The sequence below is a fragment of the Actinomadura sp. HBU206391 genome (assembly GCF_014323665.1).
GTDB lineage: Bacteria > Actinomycetota > Actinomycetes > Streptosporangiales > Streptosporangiaceae > Actinomadura_C.
Window position 1 is genome coordinate 1 of sequence record NZ_JABVEB010000027.1, and the last position, 17,141, is coordinate 17,141.

Annotated in this window: 15 protein-coding genes and 1 pseudogene; all 16 read left to right on the plus strand. The window is 73.0% G+C overall.

Annotated features, from left to right (window positions below; translation table 11 throughout):
- Positions 1 to 187 (plus strand): annotated as a pseudogene (locus tag HKK72_RS12390) (cobyrinic acid a,c-diamide synthase); the annotation flags it as partial.
- Positions 184 to 942 carry a precorrin-2 C(20)-methyltransferase gene (gene cobI / locus HKK72_RS12395; RefSeq protein ID WP_187234471.1) on the plus strand — a complete coding sequence of 253 codons (759 nt, stop codon included), beginning with the start codon at positions 184 to 186 and terminating at the stop codon, positions 940 to 942. The pseudogene HKK72_RS12390 and the gene cobI, both read left to right, overlap by 4 nt.
- Complete coding sequence (gene cobM / locus HKK72_RS12400; protein WP_187234472.1) at positions 939 to 1,754, plus strand: precorrin-4 C(11)-methyltransferase; 816 nt, start codon at positions 939 to 941, stop codon at positions 1,752 to 1,754. Before cobI ends, cobM begins: the two co-directional genes overlap by 4 nt.
- Positions 1,751 to 2,965, plus strand: coding sequence for a cobalt-precorrin-5B (C(1))-methyltransferase (locus tag HKK72_RS12405; protein ID WP_187234473.1), 1,215 nt, complete (start codon positions 1,751 to 1,753; stop codon positions 2,963 to 2,965). The genes cobM and HKK72_RS12405 overlap by 4 nt, the downstream gene beginning before the upstream one ends.
- Positions 2,962 to 4,203 carry a precorrin-6y C5,15-methyltransferase (decarboxylating) subunit CbiE gene (gene cbiE, locus HKK72_RS12410; RefSeq protein WP_187234474.1) on the plus strand — a complete coding sequence of 414 codons (1,242 nt, stop codon included), beginning with the start codon at positions 2,962 to 2,964 and terminating at the stop codon, positions 4,201 to 4,203. Before HKK72_RS12405 ends, cbiE begins: the two co-directional genes overlap by 4 nt.
- Positions 4,196 to 5,929, plus strand: a complete 1,734-nt coding sequence (gene cobJ / locus HKK72_RS12415) for a precorrin-3B C(17)-methyltransferase (RefSeq protein ID WP_315987207.1) — start codon at positions 4,196 to 4,198, stop codon at positions 5,927 to 5,929. Before cbiE ends, cobJ begins: the two co-directional genes overlap by 8 nt.
- Positions 5,920 to 6,108 (plus strand): indolepyruvate ferredoxin oxidoreductase subunit alpha, encoded by a 189-nt coding sequence (locus HKK72_RS12420; protein WP_187234475.1) that lies wholly within the window; start codon positions 5,920 to 5,922, stop codon positions 6,106 to 6,108. Before cobJ ends, HKK72_RS12420 begins: the two co-directional genes overlap by 10 nt.
- Positions 6,105 to 6,734, plus strand: coding sequence for a precorrin-8X methylmutase (locus HKK72_RS12425; protein ID WP_187234476.1), 630 nt, complete (start codon positions 6,105 to 6,107; stop codon positions 6,732 to 6,734). The genes HKK72_RS12420 and HKK72_RS12425 overlap by 4 nt, the downstream gene beginning before the upstream one ends.
- A complete protein-coding gene (locus HKK72_RS12430) occupies positions 6,731 to 7,645 on the plus strand; it encodes a sirohydrochlorin chelatase (RefSeq protein ID WP_187234477.1) in 915 nt (304 codons plus the stop codon). Before HKK72_RS12425 ends, HKK72_RS12430 begins: the two co-directional genes overlap by 4 nt.
- A complete protein-coding gene (gene cobC / locus HKK72_RS12435) occupies positions 7,629 to 8,645 on the plus strand; it encodes an Rv2231c family pyridoxal phosphate-dependent protein CobC (RefSeq protein ID WP_187234478.1) in 1,017 nt (338 codons plus the stop codon). The genes HKK72_RS12430 and cobC overlap by 17 nt, the downstream gene beginning before the upstream one ends.
- The gene (gene cobT, locus HKK72_RS12440) at positions 8,629 to 9,765 is read left to right on the plus strand and encodes a nicotinate-nucleotide--dimethylbenzimidazole phosphoribosyltransferase (protein ID WP_187234479.1); all 1,137 of its coding nucleotides are present in this window, start codon (positions 8,629 to 8,631) and stop codon (positions 9,763 to 9,765) included. Before cobC ends, cobT begins: the two co-directional genes overlap by 17 nt.
- Positions 9,766 to 9,849: 84 nt before the next feature.
- Positions 9,850 to 11,106, plus strand: coding sequence for a uroporphyrinogen-III C-methyltransferase (gene cobA, locus HKK72_RS12445; RefSeq protein ID WP_187234480.1), 1,257 nt, complete (start codon positions 9,850 to 9,852; stop codon positions 11,104 to 11,106).
- A gap of 29 nt (positions 11,107 to 11,135) precedes the next feature.
- The gene (locus tag HKK72_RS12450; protein WP_261986753.1) at positions 11,136 to 12,893 is read left to right on the plus strand and encodes an AAA family ATPase; all 1,758 of its coding nucleotides are present in this window, start codon (positions 11,136 to 11,138) and stop codon (positions 12,891 to 12,893) included.
- On the plus strand, positions 12,890 to 14,599 hold the full coding sequence (locus tag HKK72_RS12455) for a GTPase family protein (protein WP_187234481.1): 1,710 nt from the start codon (positions 12,890 to 12,892) through the stop codon (positions 14,597 to 14,599). Before HKK72_RS12450 ends, HKK72_RS12455 begins: the two co-directional genes overlap by 4 nt.
- Before the next feature lie 208 nt (positions 14,600 to 14,807).
- Complete coding sequence (locus HKK72_RS12460; protein ID WP_187234482.1) at positions 14,808 to 15,416, plus strand: single-stranded DNA-binding protein; 609 nt, start codon at positions 14,808 to 14,810, stop codon at positions 15,414 to 15,416.
- Between the two features lie 398 nt (positions 15,417 to 15,814).
- On the plus strand, positions 15,815 to 17,104 hold the full coding sequence (locus HKK72_RS12465; RefSeq protein WP_187234483.1) for a GGDEF domain-containing protein: 1,290 nt from the start codon (positions 15,815 to 15,817) through the stop codon (positions 17,102 to 17,104).
- Positions 17,105 to 17,141: the final 37 nt, after the last annotated feature.

Genomic DNA, 17,141 nt, shown 5'->3' on the forward strand with positions numbered 1-17,141 from the left:
ACGGCTGCGCGGCCACGAGTTCCACCGCACCGCCGTCCGGCCCGGCCACGGACCGGTCCCGGCGTGGCAGTGGTCCACGGCCGGTCCCGAGGGGTTCGTGCACCGCGGCTGCGTCGCCTCCTATCTGCATCTGCACTGGGCCGGGAGCCCACAGGCGGCGCGACGATTCGTGGAGGCCTGCGCATGACCGTCGACATTCAGGCCCGGCCGGGCGCGACGCGGCGGCTGATCGGGGTGGGGCTCGGCCCCGGCGACCCGGAGCTCGTCACCGTCAAGGCGCTCCGGGTGCTGCGCGAGGCCGACGTGGTGCTCGCCCCGGTCATGGCCCTTGACGAGCAGGGCCGCGCCGAGGCGGTCGCCGGCGCCCACGGCATCGAGGTCACCCGGGTCGTCTTCGCGCTGAGCGACCGCGGCGGCGTCACCGAGCGGCGGGCGGCCGCCTGGGACGACGCCGCCGGCAGAGTGGCGGCCGAGTTCGCGGCGGGCGCGCGGACGGTGGCGTTCGTGACCATCGGGGACCCCAACGTGTACTCCACGTTCACCTACCTGGCGCAGACCGTGCGCGCCGGGCTGGCGGAGGTCGCCGTCGAGACCGTGCCCGGCATCACCGCCATGCAGGATCTGGCGGCCCGCTCCTCGACCGTGCTCGCCGAGGGCGCCGAGTCGGTCGTGCTGCTGCCGCTGACCGGCGGAGCAGAGACGCTCCGGCAGGCTCTGGAGGTCTGCGACACCGTCGTCGCCTACAAGTTCGGCGGCGTCGCGACCGACGTGCACGAGGTGCTCAAGGAGACCGGACGGCTGGACGACGCCGTCTACGGAGCCCGTCTCGGCCTGCCCGGCGAGGAGGTACGGGCGGCCCGCGACATCGATGGCCCGCTCCCGTACCTGTCCACGCTGCTCGTGCCCGGACGCCGCGACACACGAGGAGGAAAGCTCCGATGAAGGAGACCACGACCGGCAAGGTGATTTTCGTCGGCGCAGGGCCCGGAGCGGCGGACCTGCTGACCTTCCGCGCCGCGCGCGCGATCGCCGACGCCGACGTGGTGATCTGGGCGGCCAGCCTGGTGCATCCCGACGTGCTCGGCCACGCCCGCGCCGACGCCGAGATCATCGACTCCGCGCTGCTGCCGATGGAAGGGGTGCTGCCCCACTACCGGCGGGCCGCGGCCGAGGGGCTGACGATCGCGCGCATCCACTCGGGCGACCCGGCCCTGTGGGGGGCGCTGCAGGAACAGCTCGACCGCTGCGACGAGCTCGGCCTGGAGACCGAGATCGTCCCCGGGGTGTCGAGCTTCAGCGCGGTCGCGGCGCGGGTGGGGCGGGAGCTCACCATCCCCGAGGTCGCGCAGTCGGTCATCCTCACCAGGCTCGGCGGCGGCAAGACGCCGATGCCCCCGGGTGAGGAGGTCCGCGAGTTCGCCAGGCACGGCACCACGATGGCGCTCTTCCTGTCCGCGGCGCGCTCAAGGCAGTTGCAGGAGGAGCTCATCGAGGGCGGTTACCCGCCCGGCACCCCCTGTGTCGTCGCCTACCAGTGCTCGTGGCCGGACGAGCTCATCGTGCGCTGCGACCTCGGCGAGCTGGCCGACACGATCAAAGAGCACCGGCTGTGGAAGCACACGCTCGTGCTCGTCGGCCCGGCGCTGGAGGCGGGCGGCACCCGCTCGCACCTCTACCACCCCGGTCACTTCCACGGTTTCCGGCGCGCCGAGCGCACAGCGCGGCGGGAACTCCGGGAGGGTCGGCGACCATGAACGAGCATCCCGAGCTGCGTGAACCGGACCTGCCGCGCACCATGAAGGTGCGCCAGAAGGCGCTGCGGACCGGCTGGACGACGGGCAGCTGCGCGTCGGCCGCCGCCAAGGCCGCCACACTGCTGCTCCGCGGTGACGAGATGCCGGGGTACGTCGAGATCGGCCTACCGTCCGGCAACCGGGTGACCTTCGCCGTGGAGAGCCCCGACAGCGACGAAGAGCGGACCCGGGCGTCCGCCGTGGTGGTCAAGGACGCGGGCGACGACCCCGACGTCACCCACGGCGCGCACATCACCGCCACCGTCAGCTGGCGGGCCGATCCCGGGATCCAGCTCGACGGCGGTGAGGGCGTGGGAGTCGTGACCAAGCCCGGCCTCGGTCTGGAGCTCGGCGGCCCGGCCATCAACCCCGTGCCACGCCAGATGATCACTCAGGCGGTGGCGGAGGCTCTGGACGCGCCCGCCGGCGCGGCACCGGAGCGGGTGGCCGAGCCGGGATCCGGCCGGGGCGTACGGGTGGTGATCTCGGTCCCCGGGGGCGAGGTCATGGCCCGCAAGACGACCAACAAGCGGCTCGGCATCCTCGGCGGCATCTCCATCCTCGGTACGACCGGCATCGTGCGGCCCTTCTCGACCGCGTCGTGGCGGGCCAGCGTCGAGCAGGCCGTCTCGGTGCTCGCGGCGCAGGGGGAGAAGACCCTGGTGCTGTGCACCGGCGGGCGCACCGAGCGGGGCGCCATGAAGCTGCTGCCGAAACTGCCCGACGTGTGCTTCGTCGAGGTGGGCGACTTCACGGGCGCCGCGCTGCGCCGTGCCGTCGAGCACGGGGTCACCCAGGTGGTCTTCGTCGGCATGGTCGGCAAACTCACCAAGCTCGCCTCCGGCGTGCTGATGACGCACTACACCCGCTCGCGGGTGTCCACCGAACTGCTCGGCGAGATCACCACCGACATGGGCGGCTCGGCCGAGCTGGCCGCCGAGGTCGCACAGGCCAACACCGCCCGGCACGCGTACGAGCTCTGGGAGTCCGCCGGCGTGCTCGGTCCCTGCGGCCGGGAGTTGTGCAGGCGGGTCGCCGGCGTGCTGGAGCGCTACGCCGACACGGCCGTCGCCGGCGGCGAGGGCCGGGTCGCCGCGCAGGTCGTCCTGGTCGACTTCACCGGCCAGCGCATGATCGGCATGTTCGGGCGGCTGGCGCGGGGACCCTCATGATCACGGTGATCGGATACGACGGCGCCGCGCTCTCCGCGCAGGCTCGGCAGCGGCTCGAGTCGGCCGCGCTCGTGGTCGGCGGGACCCGTCAGCTCGGCGCGGTACGACCGCCCGCCGGGGCACGCCGGATCGTCATGGGCGATGTGAGCGCCGCCCTCGGCGAGATCAATGCCGTGCACCCTCCGCCTCCCACGCGGACGACCGCGAGATCACCGCAGGACATGGGTGATCTGCCCGATGTCGTGGTGCTGGCGAGCGGCGACCCGGGGTTCTTCGGGATCGTACGGGCGCTGCGCGAGCGCGGGCACGACCCCGAGGTGCTGCCCGCCGTCTCGTCGGTCGCGCTGGCGTTCGCCCGGGCCGGTCTGCCCTGGGACGACGCCCTCGTGGTCTCGGCGCACGGCCGCGAGCTTCGGCGTGCCGTCAACGCCTGCCGTGCCCACCCCAAGGTCGCAGTGCTGACCGCTCCAGGCGCCGGCCCGGCCGAGCTGGCACGCGAGCTCGCCCCGCAGACCCCGCGGTCGTTCGTCGTGTGTGAGGATCTCGGCGGACCGGACGAGCGGGTCACCCGCTGCCGCCCCGCCGAGGCCACCACCCGCACTTGGCGCCACCCCAACGTCGTCCTGGTCCTCGACGCGGGGCGCGTGACCGGCGCCAAGCGCTGGCTCGCGGGCGCCGGCCCGGGCCCGGCCGGATGGGCTCTGCCCGAATCCGCGTTCGAACACCGCAACTCCGTCGTCACCAAGGCCGAGGTACGAGCCTTCGCGCTGGCCAGGCTCGGCCCGCGGGTCGGTGACCTGGTCTGGGACATCGGCTCGGGCAGCGGCTCGGTCGCCATCGAGTGCGCCCGGTTCGGCGCCGCCGTCATCGCGGTCGAGAGGGACGCCGCCTCGTGCGACCGGATCCGGCACAACGTGCGTGCGCACCACGTCAAGGTGGCGGTGTCGCGCGGCGACGCACCGGCCGTGCTCGACCACCTGCCCGATCCGGACGCGGTCTTCGTCGGCGGCGGCGGCCCCGACGTGGTGGCCGCCTGCGCCGCCCGGGCGCTGCGCTCGGTGGTGGTCGCGCTCGCCGCCGTCGAACGCGTGCGGCCGTCGCTCGACGCGCTCGCCGCGGCCGGCCTCACCGCCGACGCCGTACAACTGCAGGCCAACCGGCTGTCGGCGCTGCCCGGCGACGTGCACCGGCTGGCCGCGGGCAATCCCGTCTTCGTCGTCTGGGGAACACGTGAGTGAGCACATGATCGGTGTCGTGGCGGCGACCGCGAGCGGCCGCACCGCGGCGGCCGCGCTGGCCGTCGCGTGGCCGGGCGAGGTCCGCTCGTTCACCGAGGGCAAAGCCGGTGACGCGCTGCGCGAGGCGTGGCGCGAGTGCGACAGCGTGGTCAGTTTCCTCGCGGTCGGCGCCACCGTACGGGTCCTCGCACCGCTGATCGGGAACAAGACGAGCGATCCCGCGGTCGTCTGCGTCGATGAGTCGATGCGCTTCGCGGTCGCCGTGCTCGGCGGCCATCACGGTGCGAACACCCTGGCCAACCGGCTGAGCGGCGTGTTCGGCTGCCTGCCCGTGGTGACCACGGCCACCGACGCCGCCGGGGTGCCCTCTCTGGACACATTCGGCGCCGACCTCGGCTTCACGGTCGAGAACCCGTGGATGCTCGCCCGGGTCGGTGCCGCCGTACTGTCGGGCGAGCCCGTCGCGCTGGCCGACCAGGGACCCTGGCCGGTTCCCCCGCTGCCGGGCAATGTCGCGGCGGCCGACGGCGCCGGCGCGCGGGTGCTCATCCGGATCGACGACCTGGACGTCACGTGGTTCTCCGATCCCGAGGCGACCTTGCTGGTCCGGCCGAAGTCCCTCGTCGTGGGGGTCGGCGCCGCACGGGGCGTGCCGGCGGAGGAGGTGGGCCGGCTCATCGACACGGCGCTGGCCGACGAGGGCCTCGCGCCGGCGTCGGTGCAGTGCGTCGCCACCGTCGACCTCAAGGCCGACGAGGAGGGCCTGCTGGAGGCCGCTCGGGAACGCGGCTGGGAAGTGATCACGTTCCCGGCGGACGCGCTCGCCGTGATCGAGGTGCCGAATCCCTCCGAGATCGTGCGCGCCGAGGTCGGCACGCCGAGCGTGGCCGAGGCGGCCGCGATCCTCGGCGCCCGTACGCACGGCCGGGCCGCCGAACTCGTCGTCGGCAAGCGCAAGTCGGCGGCCGCCACGGTCGCCGTCGCACGGCTGACCCCCAAGGGCCGGCTGACGCTCGTGGGGCTCGGGCCGGGCGCCCTCGACCTGGTAACCCCGCGTGCCGAACAGGCGCTGCGGCGGGCGTCGGTGGTCGTGGGCCTGGACCAGTACGTCGACCAGATCCGCGACCTGCTCCGCCCCGGCACCAGGACCATCGAGAGCGGCCTCGGCCAGGAGGAGGAACGGGCCCGTACGGCCGTGGAGGAGGCGGAGCGCGGGCACGCGGTCGCGCTCGTCGGCTCCGGCGACGCCGGGGTCTACGCGATGGCGGCTCCCGCGCTCGGGTTCGCCTCGGCCGACATCGTCGTCGAGGGCGTGCCCGGCATCACCGCCGCTGTGGCGGCCTCCGGCCTGCTCGGCGCCCCCCTCGGCCACGACCACGCCTACATCTCGCTCTCCGACCTGCACACCCCGTGGGAGGTCATCGAGCGGCGGGTGCGCGCAGCCGCCGAGGGCGATTTCACGGTGTGCTTCTACAACCCGCGCAGCCGCGCGCGCGACTGGCAGCTGCCGAAGGCTCTGTCGATCCTCGCCGAGCACCGGCCGCCCGGCACTCCCGTCGGGTACGTGCGCAACGCCGCCCGTCCCGGGCAGAGCGTGACGCTGACCACGCTGGAAGAAGTGGACCCCGGCCGGGTCGACATGTTCACCGTGGTGATCGTCGGGTCCAGCCGCAGCCGGACGGTGGCGGGACGATTTGTCACCCCCCGGGGGTATACATGGGCGTAGACCTCAAGGTGGTCGTCACCTCGCGCTGCCAGGGTTGCGGCGCCTGCCTGCTGACCTGCCCCGAACACGCCATCCGCCCGCACGGCGAGCCGCTGCTCGTGCTCGACGATCTCTGCACCGGCTGCGGTGAGTGCGTCGAGATCTGCCCCGTCGACGCGATCGAGGAAATCACCCCATGAGCACGCGCCAACCGCACCCGATCGAGGTGCGGTCGTACGAGATCCTGCGCTCCCGGATCGACCTGTCGACGATGCCGCCCCTGCGCCGGGCGGTCGTCGAGCGCGTGATCCACGCCACCGCCGATCTGGAGTACGCCACCGACATCGTCGCCGACGAGGCCGATCTGGAGCGGGGGCTGGCCGCTTTGCGGGCGGGCGCACCGCTCGTCACCGATGTGGCCATGGTCGCCGCCGGCGTGACCGCCCGTGCGGCGGTCTGCCGCATCGGCGACCCGGCCGCGGCGCGGACGGCCCGCGACGCCGGGATCACCCGGTCGGCCGCGGCCGTACGGCTGGCGTACGCGGAGATGGGGCCCGGGGCGGTCTGGGCGGTCGGCTGCGCGCCCACCGCGCTCGAAGAGATCATCTCGCTCGGGGTCGCGCCCGCGCTGGTCGTCGGCCTGCCGGTCGGGTTCGTCGGCGCGGCCGAGGCCAAGGCCGCGCTGAGGGCGAGCGGGCTGCCCCAGCTCAGCAACGTCTCAGAGAAGGGCGGCTCGGCCCAGGCGGCGGCCGCGGTGAACGCGCTGCTGTACGCCGGCGACGATCACGAAGCCGACCGCGAAGCCGCATGCGAGGAGGACCGGTGAAGCCGCCGCTGCTGATCGTCGGGCACGGGACCCGCGACGACGAGGGAGTCGCCGAGTTCGGGAGGTTCGTCGGGCGGCTGCGCGACCGGATGCCGGTCGAGGTCGCCGGGGGATTCATCGAGCTGTCGCAGCCGCCGCTGACCGACGCGGTCGCCGAGCTCTTCGAGCGCGGGCACCGGCGCGTCGCCGCCGTGCCGCTGGTCCTGGTCGCCGCAGGGCATGGCAAGGGCGACATCCCCGCCGCCATGAACCGCGAACTGACGCGCCATCCCGGGCTGTCCTACGCGTACGGGCGGCCGCTCGGCCCGCATCCCACCCTGCTGTCCCTGCTGGAGGAGCGGCTGACCGCCGTACTCGACCCGGCCGAGCGGGCCGGCACCGCCGTCCTGCTGGTGGGCCGCGGTTCCACCGACCCCGACGCCAACGCCGAGGTGCACAAGGTGGCCCGGCTGTTCTGGGAGACGCGGTGGGCCGGGGGACGGGCCGGGGCAGCGGAGGGCGGCGGTGGCCACGGCACCGAACCCGCGTTCGTGTCCCTGGCCTGGCCGGGGGTCTCTGAGGGTCTGGAACGCTGCCGCCGGCTCGGCGCCCGGCGCGTCGTCGTCCTGCCGTACTTCCTGTTCCCCGGGGTGCTGCCGGACCGCGTGGCGGCGCAGGCGCGCGAGTACGCCGCCGGCCACCCCGAGCTCGACGTACGGTGCGCGGACGTGATCGGCGACTGCGACGGGCTGGCCGACCTGGTGGCGGAGCGGTACGAGGAGGCGCTCGCCGGGGACATCCGGATGAACTGCGACACCTGCGTGTACCGGATCGCCATGCCCGGCTTCGCCGACCGCCTCGGCGCCCCGCAGCGCCCGCACCATCACCCCGACGACCCCACCCACGGCCACGGCCATGCCCACGCCCACTGACCCCTTGGGGCATCACGGGGACGCCGAGGTCGACGGCCGCCTCGTGGACTTCGCGGTCAACGTGCGTGGCGGGACGCCGCCCGCCTGGCTGGCCGATCGGCTGCGCCGCTCCGTCGACGACCTGGCCGCCTATCCCCGGCCCGACCGGGCCTGCGCCGCCGTCGCCCGCCTGCACGGCCGGCCCGAGGAGGAGGTCCTGCTGACGGCGGGCGCGGCCGAGGCGTTCGTGTTGCTCGCCCGGGTGCTGGCGCCCCGGCGCGCGGTCGTGGTGCACCCGCAGTTCACCGAACCCGAGGCGGCGCTGCGGGCCGCCGGCCACCGGGTCGAGCGGGCCGTGCTGAACGGTGACTTCACCCTCGACCCTGCGGCGGTTCCCGCGGACGCCGATCTCGTCATGATCGGCAACCCGACCAATCCGACCTCGGTCCTGCATCGGGCGGCCGGTCTCCTCGCCCTCGTCCGGCCCGGCCGGCTGGTCGTGGTCGATGAGGCGTTCATGGACTGCGTGCCCGGCGAACCCGAGAGCCTGGCCTCGTCCGGAGGGCCGGGTCTGGCGGTCGTCCGCAGTCTCACCAAGACCTGGGGGCTGGCCGGGCTGAGGGCCGGGTACGTGCTCGCCGAGCCCGGCCTGATCGCCGAACTGGAGCGGGCGCAGCCGCTGTGGGCCGTGTCGACCCCCGCGCTCGTCGCGATCGAGGCATGCTGCTCGCCCGAGGCGGTCACCGAGGCCGGCGCCTGGGCCGTGGACCTCGGTGCCGAGCGCGAGCGGTTCGCCGGGGCCCTCGGCGCCCACGGCCTGCACGTGGTGCCGGAGCCCCGCGCGTCCTTCCTTTGCGTCCGTGGTCCCGAAGGGCTGCGCGCCCTGCTGCGCGAACGCGGTCACGCGGTGCGGCGAGGCGATACCTTTCCCGGGCTGGGTCCCGAGTGGGTGCGGATCGCGGTACGCGACACCCGCACGAACGACAGCCTCCTGGAGGTACTTGATGACCTGGAACTCTGAGCCCATCCAGCGGACGGTCGAGGAGATCCGCCCGCCGGACGACGCCGCCATGCGGGCCGCCCGCGAGCACCAGGACCGGCTGACCAAGCCGCAGGGGTCGCTCGGCATGCTCGAGGACGTCTCGGTGCGGCTGGCCGGGCTGGCCGGGGAGTGCCCGCCGCCGCTGCCGGCCCCCGCGGCCGTCGCCGTCTTCGCGGCCGACCACGGTGTGCACGCGCAGGGCGTGACGCACTGGCCACAGGAGGTGACCGCCCAGATGGTGGGCAACTTCCTCGCCGGAGGCGCCGTCGTCAACGCGTTCGCCGGCCAGGTCGGAGCCGAGGTCACGGTGGTCGACGTCGGCGTCGCCGCCGACCTGGCCCCCGGGCCCGGCCTCCTGTCGCGCAAGGTGGCGTACGGGACCGCCGACATGACCGAGGGGCCGGCGATGACGGCCGCGCAGGTGCTCCAAGCGGTCGAGGCCGGGGTGATGGTCGCCCGCGATCTGGTGTCGGCGGGGCACCGCTGCCTCGTCGCCGGCGACATGGGAATCGCCAACACGACCGCCTCGGCCGCGCTGATCGCCGCCTGCACCGGGCTGCCCGCGGCGAAGGTGACCGGACGCGGCACCGGCATCGACGAGGCCACGCACGCCCACAAGGTCGACGTCGTCCGTGCCGCCCTGGACCGGCACGCCACGCCGATACACGCGATGCGGGAGCAACTGCATGATCGCGGCAGGGTGGAGCGGGCGCTGGAGGTGCTCGCGGCGGTGGGCGGGCTGGAGCACGCGGCGATCGCGGGCTTCATCCTCGGCGCGGCGTCTCGCCGCGTCCCGGTCGTGCTCGACGGCGTGATCGCGGGCGCCGCGGCGCTGATCGTCGCGGCGGTCGAGCCCAACGCGATCGCGGCCTGTGTCGCGGGGCACCGGTCGGCGGAGCCCGGGCATGCCGCTACGTTGGTTCACCTGGGCCTTCATCCGCTGGTCGACCTGGAGCTCCGGCTCGGGGAAGGGACCGGGGCGCTCCTGGCGTTGCCCCTGGTGCAGAGCTCCGTACGGGTCCTTCACGAGGTGGCCACATTCGATTCCGCGGGTGTTACCGAGAAGCAACTGGACGGTCAGCAGGACGGTTCGGCATAACGACGTGAACCCGAGTACTTTGGTGCGCGAACACACCTGCCTGTCATTGCCCGGCCACAGGGTGAAGCGGTGGCCGGCTCCGCGATGAGGAAGATCGATACCGTGCCCCCGTACCTGCTCGGCCTCCGTCTCACCGGGCGACGCGTCGTCGTCGTCGGCGGTGGACGGGTCGCGCAACGCCGGGTGCCCACGCTGGCCGCCGCCGGCGCCGACCTGACGCTCATCTCTCCCGAGGTGACGCCGTCGCTCGAGGACCTCATCGCCGCCGGTCAGGTGCGCTGGGAGCGCCGGCCGTTCACCGCCGGTGACTGCGCGGGCGCGTGGCTGGTGCAGGCGTGCACCGACGACCCGAAGGTCAACGCGGCGGTCGCCGCCGAGGCCGAGGCGGGCCAGACGTGGTGTGTACGGGCCGACGACGCCGAGGCGTCGGCCGCATGGACCCCGGCGAGCGCGATCGTCGGCGAAACCTCGGTCGGCGTGCTGGCCGGCGGCGATCCCCGGCGGGCGGCGGGCATCCGCGACGCCGTCGCCGACGGGCTGCGCGACGCCAGCCTCGAGGCGCGTCACTCCCGGCACAAGCCCGTCGGCGTGGCCCTCGTCGGCGGCGGGCCCGGCGACCCCGGGCTGATCACCGTGCGTGGCCGCCGGCTGCTCGCCCTCGCCGACGTGGTCGTCACCGACCGGCTCGCTCCGCGGCTGCTGCTCGACGAGCTCGCGCACGACGTCGAGGTGATCGACGCGGCCAAGATCCCGTACGGCCGTTCGGCCACCCAGGAACGCATCAACGAGCTGCTGGTGGAGCATGCCCGGCAGGGCAGATTCGTCGTACGGCTCAAGGGCGGCGACCCGTTCGTGTTCGGCCGCGGGGCCGAGGAGGTCCTGCACTGCGCCCGGCACGGCATCCCCGTCACGGTGGTCCCCGGGATCACCAGCGCCGTGGCGGTGCCATCGGCGATGGGCATCCCCGTCACGCACCGTGGCGTGAGCCAGGAGTTCCATGTCGTGTCGGCGCACCTGGCCCCGGGCGCCCCCGGCTCCACCGTCGACTGGGCCGCTCTTGGCCGATCACATGGAACCTTGATATTGCTTATGGCAGTCGAGCGCATGACCCCCATAGCGGCAGCCCTCATGCGCTATGGTCGGTCCCCTGACACGCCGGTCGCCGTCATCCAGGACGGTACGCTGCCGGGCCAGCGCGCGCTGACGGCGACGCTCGACACGGTGGTGGATGAGATGACGGCACAGGACGTGCGACCTCCGGCGATCGTGGTCGTCGGAGATGTGGTGGACGTGGCGCGGGAAATCGACATGATAAGAGCGGACATGGGGCAGGGCCCGTGACGACCCCGGCGGATCAGAGCGCTGTTCACATGGCGGGCTCGGGAGCCGGAGCCGGAAGCGACACGGCGGTCACCTCCGCTTCCACGGGCGGTCTCGGCCGAGTCCTCATCGAGCTGCGTGACCAGATCGACTCGTTCCGGTTCGTGCTGGACGTGCCAGGCGCCGACGAGGCGCGGGCCGCTCAGCTGGAGATCAGGAACCAGCTCGACGACTACGTTCTGCCCCGCCTGCGCAGCTCCGGCGTTCCGATGCTGGTCGTGCTCGGCGGCTCGACCGGCGCGGGCAAGTCGACGCTCGTCAACACCCTGGTCGGCTCGCGGGTGAGCGCCACCGGCGTGCTCCGGCCTACCACGAGCAGCCCCATCCTGGTCTGCCACCCCGACCACGCCCAGTGGTTCCTCGAGGGCCCGCTGCTGCCGGGCATGGCGAAGGTGCCAGGCCCCGCGCCCGACGCGGTGGTCGGCGACCAGCTGGTGATCATGCAGAGCGAGACGCTGCCGGCCGGGCTCGCCCTGCTGGACAGCCCCGACTTCGACTCGGTCTTCGAAGACCACTACGAGTTCGCGACGAAGCTGATGGCGGCCGCGGACCTGTGGCTGTGCGTGACGACCGCCGCACGCTACGCCGACGCGCAGGTGTGGCAGATGCTGCGGCGGGCCAAGGAGCACGGCGCGACCATCGGCACCGTGCTGTCCCGGGTGCCGCAGGGCGCGGGCTCCGAGGTCGTCGAGCACTTCGTCGAGATGCTCGAGGAGCACGGCGTCGGCGAGGCCGAGCGTTTCACGATCCCGGAAACCAAGATCGAGGCCAGCCGGCTGCCCGAAGAGTGCGTCGAGGACGTCCGCGACTGGCTCATCGGGCTCGCGGAAAGCGACGAGCGCCGCTCCGACGTCATCCGCGACACCTTCGGCGGCGTGCTCGACAGCTTCCGCACCCGAGTGCCAGAGCTGGCCAAGCAGGTCGAGGTCCAGGTCGAGCTGAGAACGGCGCTGCGGTCCGACGTCGAGGCCGGCTATGCCACCGCGCTGGCCGAGCTCGACGAGGCGACCCGCAACGGTTCCCTGCTGCGCGGCGAGGTGCTGGCCCGCTGGCAGGACTTCGCCGGCACCGGCGACCTGGTGCGCGCGCTGCACGTACAACGCAGCCGTTCGAGCCGCAAGGCCAACCGGCGGCGCCGTACCCCGGCCCGGGTCAGGGCGCTCAAGAGCGCCCTGCGGGCGGGTCTGGAGTCGCTGATCCTGGCCGGCGCCGACCACGCCGCCGAACAGGTGGTCACCCGCTGGCGGGACAACCCGGCGGGCCGTGAGGTCCTGCTCGGCGGCCACGGAGCCGAGGCCAACGGGGCACGGGCGGCCGCGCTGGAGCACGCTTCGCCGGAACTCGCCCGCCGCGTCACCCGGGCCGTCAGCGCCTGGCAGGACTACGTCCTCGAACTGGTCCGCACCGATGGCGTCACCAAGCGCTCGGTGGCCAAGCTCGTGTCCTTCGACGAAGAGGCGCTCTCGCTGGTGCTCATGGTCGGGCTGCTCGCCTACGGCACCAGCGACGTCGCCGTCGAGGGAGGCACCAGCGCGGTGCCGCAGCGCCTGCTCAAGGCCCTCTTCGGCGCCGAGTCGCTGCGCGGCATGGGCGCCAAGGCCAGGGCCGACCTGCGCAGCCGGATCGGCATGCTGTTCGACGAGGAGGCCATCAGGTTCGGGCAGGCCATCGACGCCGCCGGAATTCCCGACGAGACCACCGCCGTCCAGCTCTATCAGGCGACATACAACCTCGAGGTCGCGCGATGACCACGACCGCTTTCAACGCCTTCCAACCCTCGGCGCACCCTCCGTCCGGACAGGGCGTCAATCTCTCGGCTCGGTTCGAAGCGCTTGAACAGCTGGTCGAGCTCGGCGCCGGTCGGCTCGACCCGGCGCTCCTGGACGAGACCGAGGCCCTGCTCGGACGAGCCGGCCAACGGCTGAGGCTGTCCGGCGAGCACACGGTGGTCACCCTCGCCGGTGGCACCGGCAGCGGGAAGTCCTCGCTGTTCAACGCCGTCTGCGGGCTCGAACTCTCGCCGACCGGCGTGCGCCGCCCCATGACCTCGCAGGCGCACGCCTGCGTCTGGGGCCTCGACGGGGCCGGCCCGCTGCTGGACTGGCTCGACGTCGACAAGCGGTACCGCTACGCCAGGGCCAGCGCGCTCGACGGATCCGGCGCCGGCCGGGACGGCGGAGGGGCCCCCGAGGGGTCGCTGCAGGGTCTCGTGCTGCTCGACCTTCCCGACCACGACTCGATCCGTGCCGCCCACCGCGCCGAGGTCGACCGGTTCGTCACCATCGCCGACCTGCTCGTCTGGGTCGTCGACCCGCAGAAGTACGCCGACGCCTCGCTGCACCGCAACTACATAGTGCCGTACGCCAGGCACGCCGGCGTCACCCTCATCGTGCTCAACCAGGTCGACCGGCTGCAGCCCGAGGAGGTCGACGACTGCGTGTCGGACCTGCGCAGGCTGCTCGAGGCCGAGGGTCTGCAGAAGCCCCGCATCCTCACGACCTCCACGGTCGCCGAGGGCGGCATCGCGGGGCTCCGCGAGGTCCTCGTCGACTCCGTCACCGCCCGCCGGGCCCGTACCGAGCGGCTCGCCACCGACCTCGGCGCCCTGGTCGACCGGTTCGCCGACTTCGCCGCCGAACCGGAGCCGTCCCCGGCGGTCGACGACCGCCGGGCCACCGCGCTGGTCGACGCGCTCACCGACGCGGCAGGGGCGCCGGCCGTCGCCGAGGTCATGGAGAGCGCCTACGAGCTTCGGGCCGTCGACTACGTCGGCTGGCCCGTCGCGCGGACCGTCGCCCGGCTGCGCTCCGACCCGCTCCGTAAGATGCGGCTCACCGAGCTGCGCGAAGAGCTGCGCGGTGCCTTCACCGGTCCCGTCGGTGCCCAGCAGGGCGACGTCGACAACGCTCTGCAGGGCGTGACCGACGAGGTCACCGTCGGCCTTCCCGAGCCATGGTCCCGGTCGGTACGGGCCGCCAGCCGCTCCCACGCCGCGTCCCTGCCCGAGGCACTCGGCATCTCGCTCAAAGAGGCCCTCCCGGTGTTCAACCAGGTACCGCGCTGGTGGTGGCTGGTCAAGACCTGGCAGTACTTCCTGGTCCTGGTCACGGTGATCGGGCTGATCTGGATCGGTCTCCTGGTGATCTACGGCGTCTTCGGCGCCGGGGACTCGTCCGAGGGGCTGCTCGGCGACTCCGGCCTGATCCCGTACGTCGCCATACTCATCGCCTGCACCTTCGGGATGGGCGCCCTCACCTCCTCCGCCTGCCGTAACGTCGTCGCGCTGTCGTCGGCCAAGCACGGGGAACGGATGGAGGACCACATGCGCACCCGGATCAGCGCGGTGGCCAGGGAGAAGGTCCTCAACCCGGTCAGCGCCGAACTGAACGTGTACGCGAGATACCAGGCTCTGTTCAATGGCCGCGCTCCGCGCGGCGGCTCACGGGCGCTTTGACGCGGCGGCTTCCCTCGTCGCTCAGTCGTTCGTTCACTCCTTCGCTCCTCAGTCCGGCCGCCGCGCGCCCGCTCGCGGGTCGCCGTGGGAACTGCGCGGGAAGTTATCCACAGATTGGGGTCTGGGCTCCCATCAGGGGGTTCGGTGCTTCACGGTGGTCTCGGACGGGGTCGTACCCGGCCTCACGAGACACCGAGTGGAGGATTCGATGAACGAAGCGCACGTCACCCTGGTCGGCTGGCTGGCCCAGGATCCGTTCTACACGGTCACGCAGAACGGAACGTCCTTCCTGTCGTTACGGGTGGGCTGCACGCCGCGTCGCTTCGACCGGCAGACCGGGCAGTGGCAGGACCTGGAGAGCATGTTCCTGACGGTGAACTGCTGGCGGGGCCTCGCCGACAACATCAACACCTCGAAGCTGAAGCGGGGCGAGCCGGTGGTCGTCACCGGGCGGCTGCGGATCCGGCAGTACGTCAAGGACGAGCAACTGCGCTTCTCCGCCGAGGTCGAGGCGACCACACTCGGCCACGACCTCACCCGCGGGTGCGCCGAGTTCCGGCGGGTCCAGCGCGGCGGGGTCATGACCACCGAGGACCGTGCGGAGGCGGCGGAGCACAACGACCGGTGGGCCGAGGCCGGCGGGCCCGTGCCGGCCTCGGACGAGGACGAGATCGAGCCCACGGACGCGCGGTCAGGTGCGTCCGAGGGCACGGCCGGGGCCGCTGACGGCTACCCGGGGGACACCACCGGACAAGACGACGAGGAAGAGGACGGAGCGGAGGTCGGGCGCTACGAGATGCGCACCACGGCGGCCTGACCGGCGGGCGTTGCATCCGGGTGCGGGGCGTCGTCCACTGCGGCGGCGCCCCTGCCGATCAAGGGTCCAGGCTGATCAAAGGTTCAGGCCGGTCACGGGGGTCAGTGAAGGCGGCGTCGGTGGCCGCGCGGGAGGGTGCGCCGCCGTCCGTAGCCGCAAGCGCCGCTCATATCCATGAAATGCCGCGCATGGTGTGCTCCCCCTCCGGGATGCTCCTGGGCACCGCGTGACCACGGGTCCTCACGTGGGCCTTGCTCCCCATGCGCCCACGTGTGCGTAAACGAAGGTACCCGTTCGCGGTCCGCCCCGCACACTTTGCAACTATCGTGTTACACAACGTGAATCACCGGGGGAATGCGCAAGACCCACCGAGGGCGTCCCGAGCGATGGGGGAAGGTATGACGGCAGTGCAGCAGCCGTCCGCCAAGGAGCGGGCGGATCTGGCGCACGGGCCACGGCGGAGGCCGCTGATGCCGCATCCGCTCCGGCTGGCCATCTACGTGGTGCTGATCGTCTACCTTCATGTGCTCCTGACCGTGCGGGAGCTGGCCCAGACCCCCTTGCGGCTGAGCGAGCTGGCCGGCTTCGCCGCGTTGCTGGGCTGCGGGGCCGTGTGCATCGAGGCGTCCAGACGGCTGGGCATGCCCGCCGGTGTGGCACGCGACCTGCTGTCGGCCTGGTGGCTGCCGGTCGCGCTGCTGCTGCCGCCCGTGTACGCGCTGCTGCTCCCGATCCCGCTCCAGGCGCTGCTGCAGTTCCGGGTGCGCCGCACGCTGCTGCACCGCCGGGTACTGGTCGCCTCGGCCTACGGGCTGGCGGGAGCCTCGGCGTCGTATGTGTTCCACTGGGTCGTGCCCGAACCGCTGCGGGGCTCCCCGACCTGGGTGAACGACGCGGGCCCGGGCGTCGCCACGGCCGTGGGCTGTGCGGCGCTGTTCACGGTCGTCAACACGGCGCTGGTGGCGGTCGCGGCGCGCAGTGCCGCCCCCGACAGCCGTTGGCGGGAGGTGCTGTGGAATCGGGAGAGCCTCATCCTCGACGTTGTGGAGCTGTGCGTCGGCGTGCTGGTGACCATCTCCGCCGCGATCTCGCTCGGCCTGCTGATGCTGGCCCTCCCGCCGGTCATGCTCCTGCAGCGCAGCCTGATGCACCAGCAGTTGCAGGCGGCCGCCCGTACCGACGCCAAGACCGGGCTGCTCAACGCCGCGGCCTGGCAGCGCGAGGCCGACACCGAGATCTCCCGGGCGCGCCGGTCCGACCAGCCGCTGGCACTACTGCTGATCGACATCGACCTGTTCAAGCGGGTCAACGACACCCACGGTCATCTGGTCGGCGATCAGGTGCTGATCGGGGTCGCCACCACGCTGCGCAGCCAGCTGCGTGACTACGACATCACCGGCCGCTTCGGCGGTGAAGAGTTCGTCGTGCTGCTGCCCGGCACCGACACGGTCGAGGCGTGCCGGGTCGCCGAGCGGCTGCGCAACTGGGTCCGCCGGCTGTCCGTGCCGGCTGAGGACGGCACGGTCGGCGTCACGGTATCGGTGGGCGTGGCGCTGTTCCGCACCCATGGCGAGGACCTGATCGAACTGCTCACCGCCGCCGACCTCGCGCTCTACCGGGCCAAGGAATCAGGCCGCGACCGGGTCTGTCTCCCCGCCACCACGGCACCACGGCCCCCGGCGATGTGATCGTGGGGCCGGGCACCCGGAGTTAGGTCTCTAGCTG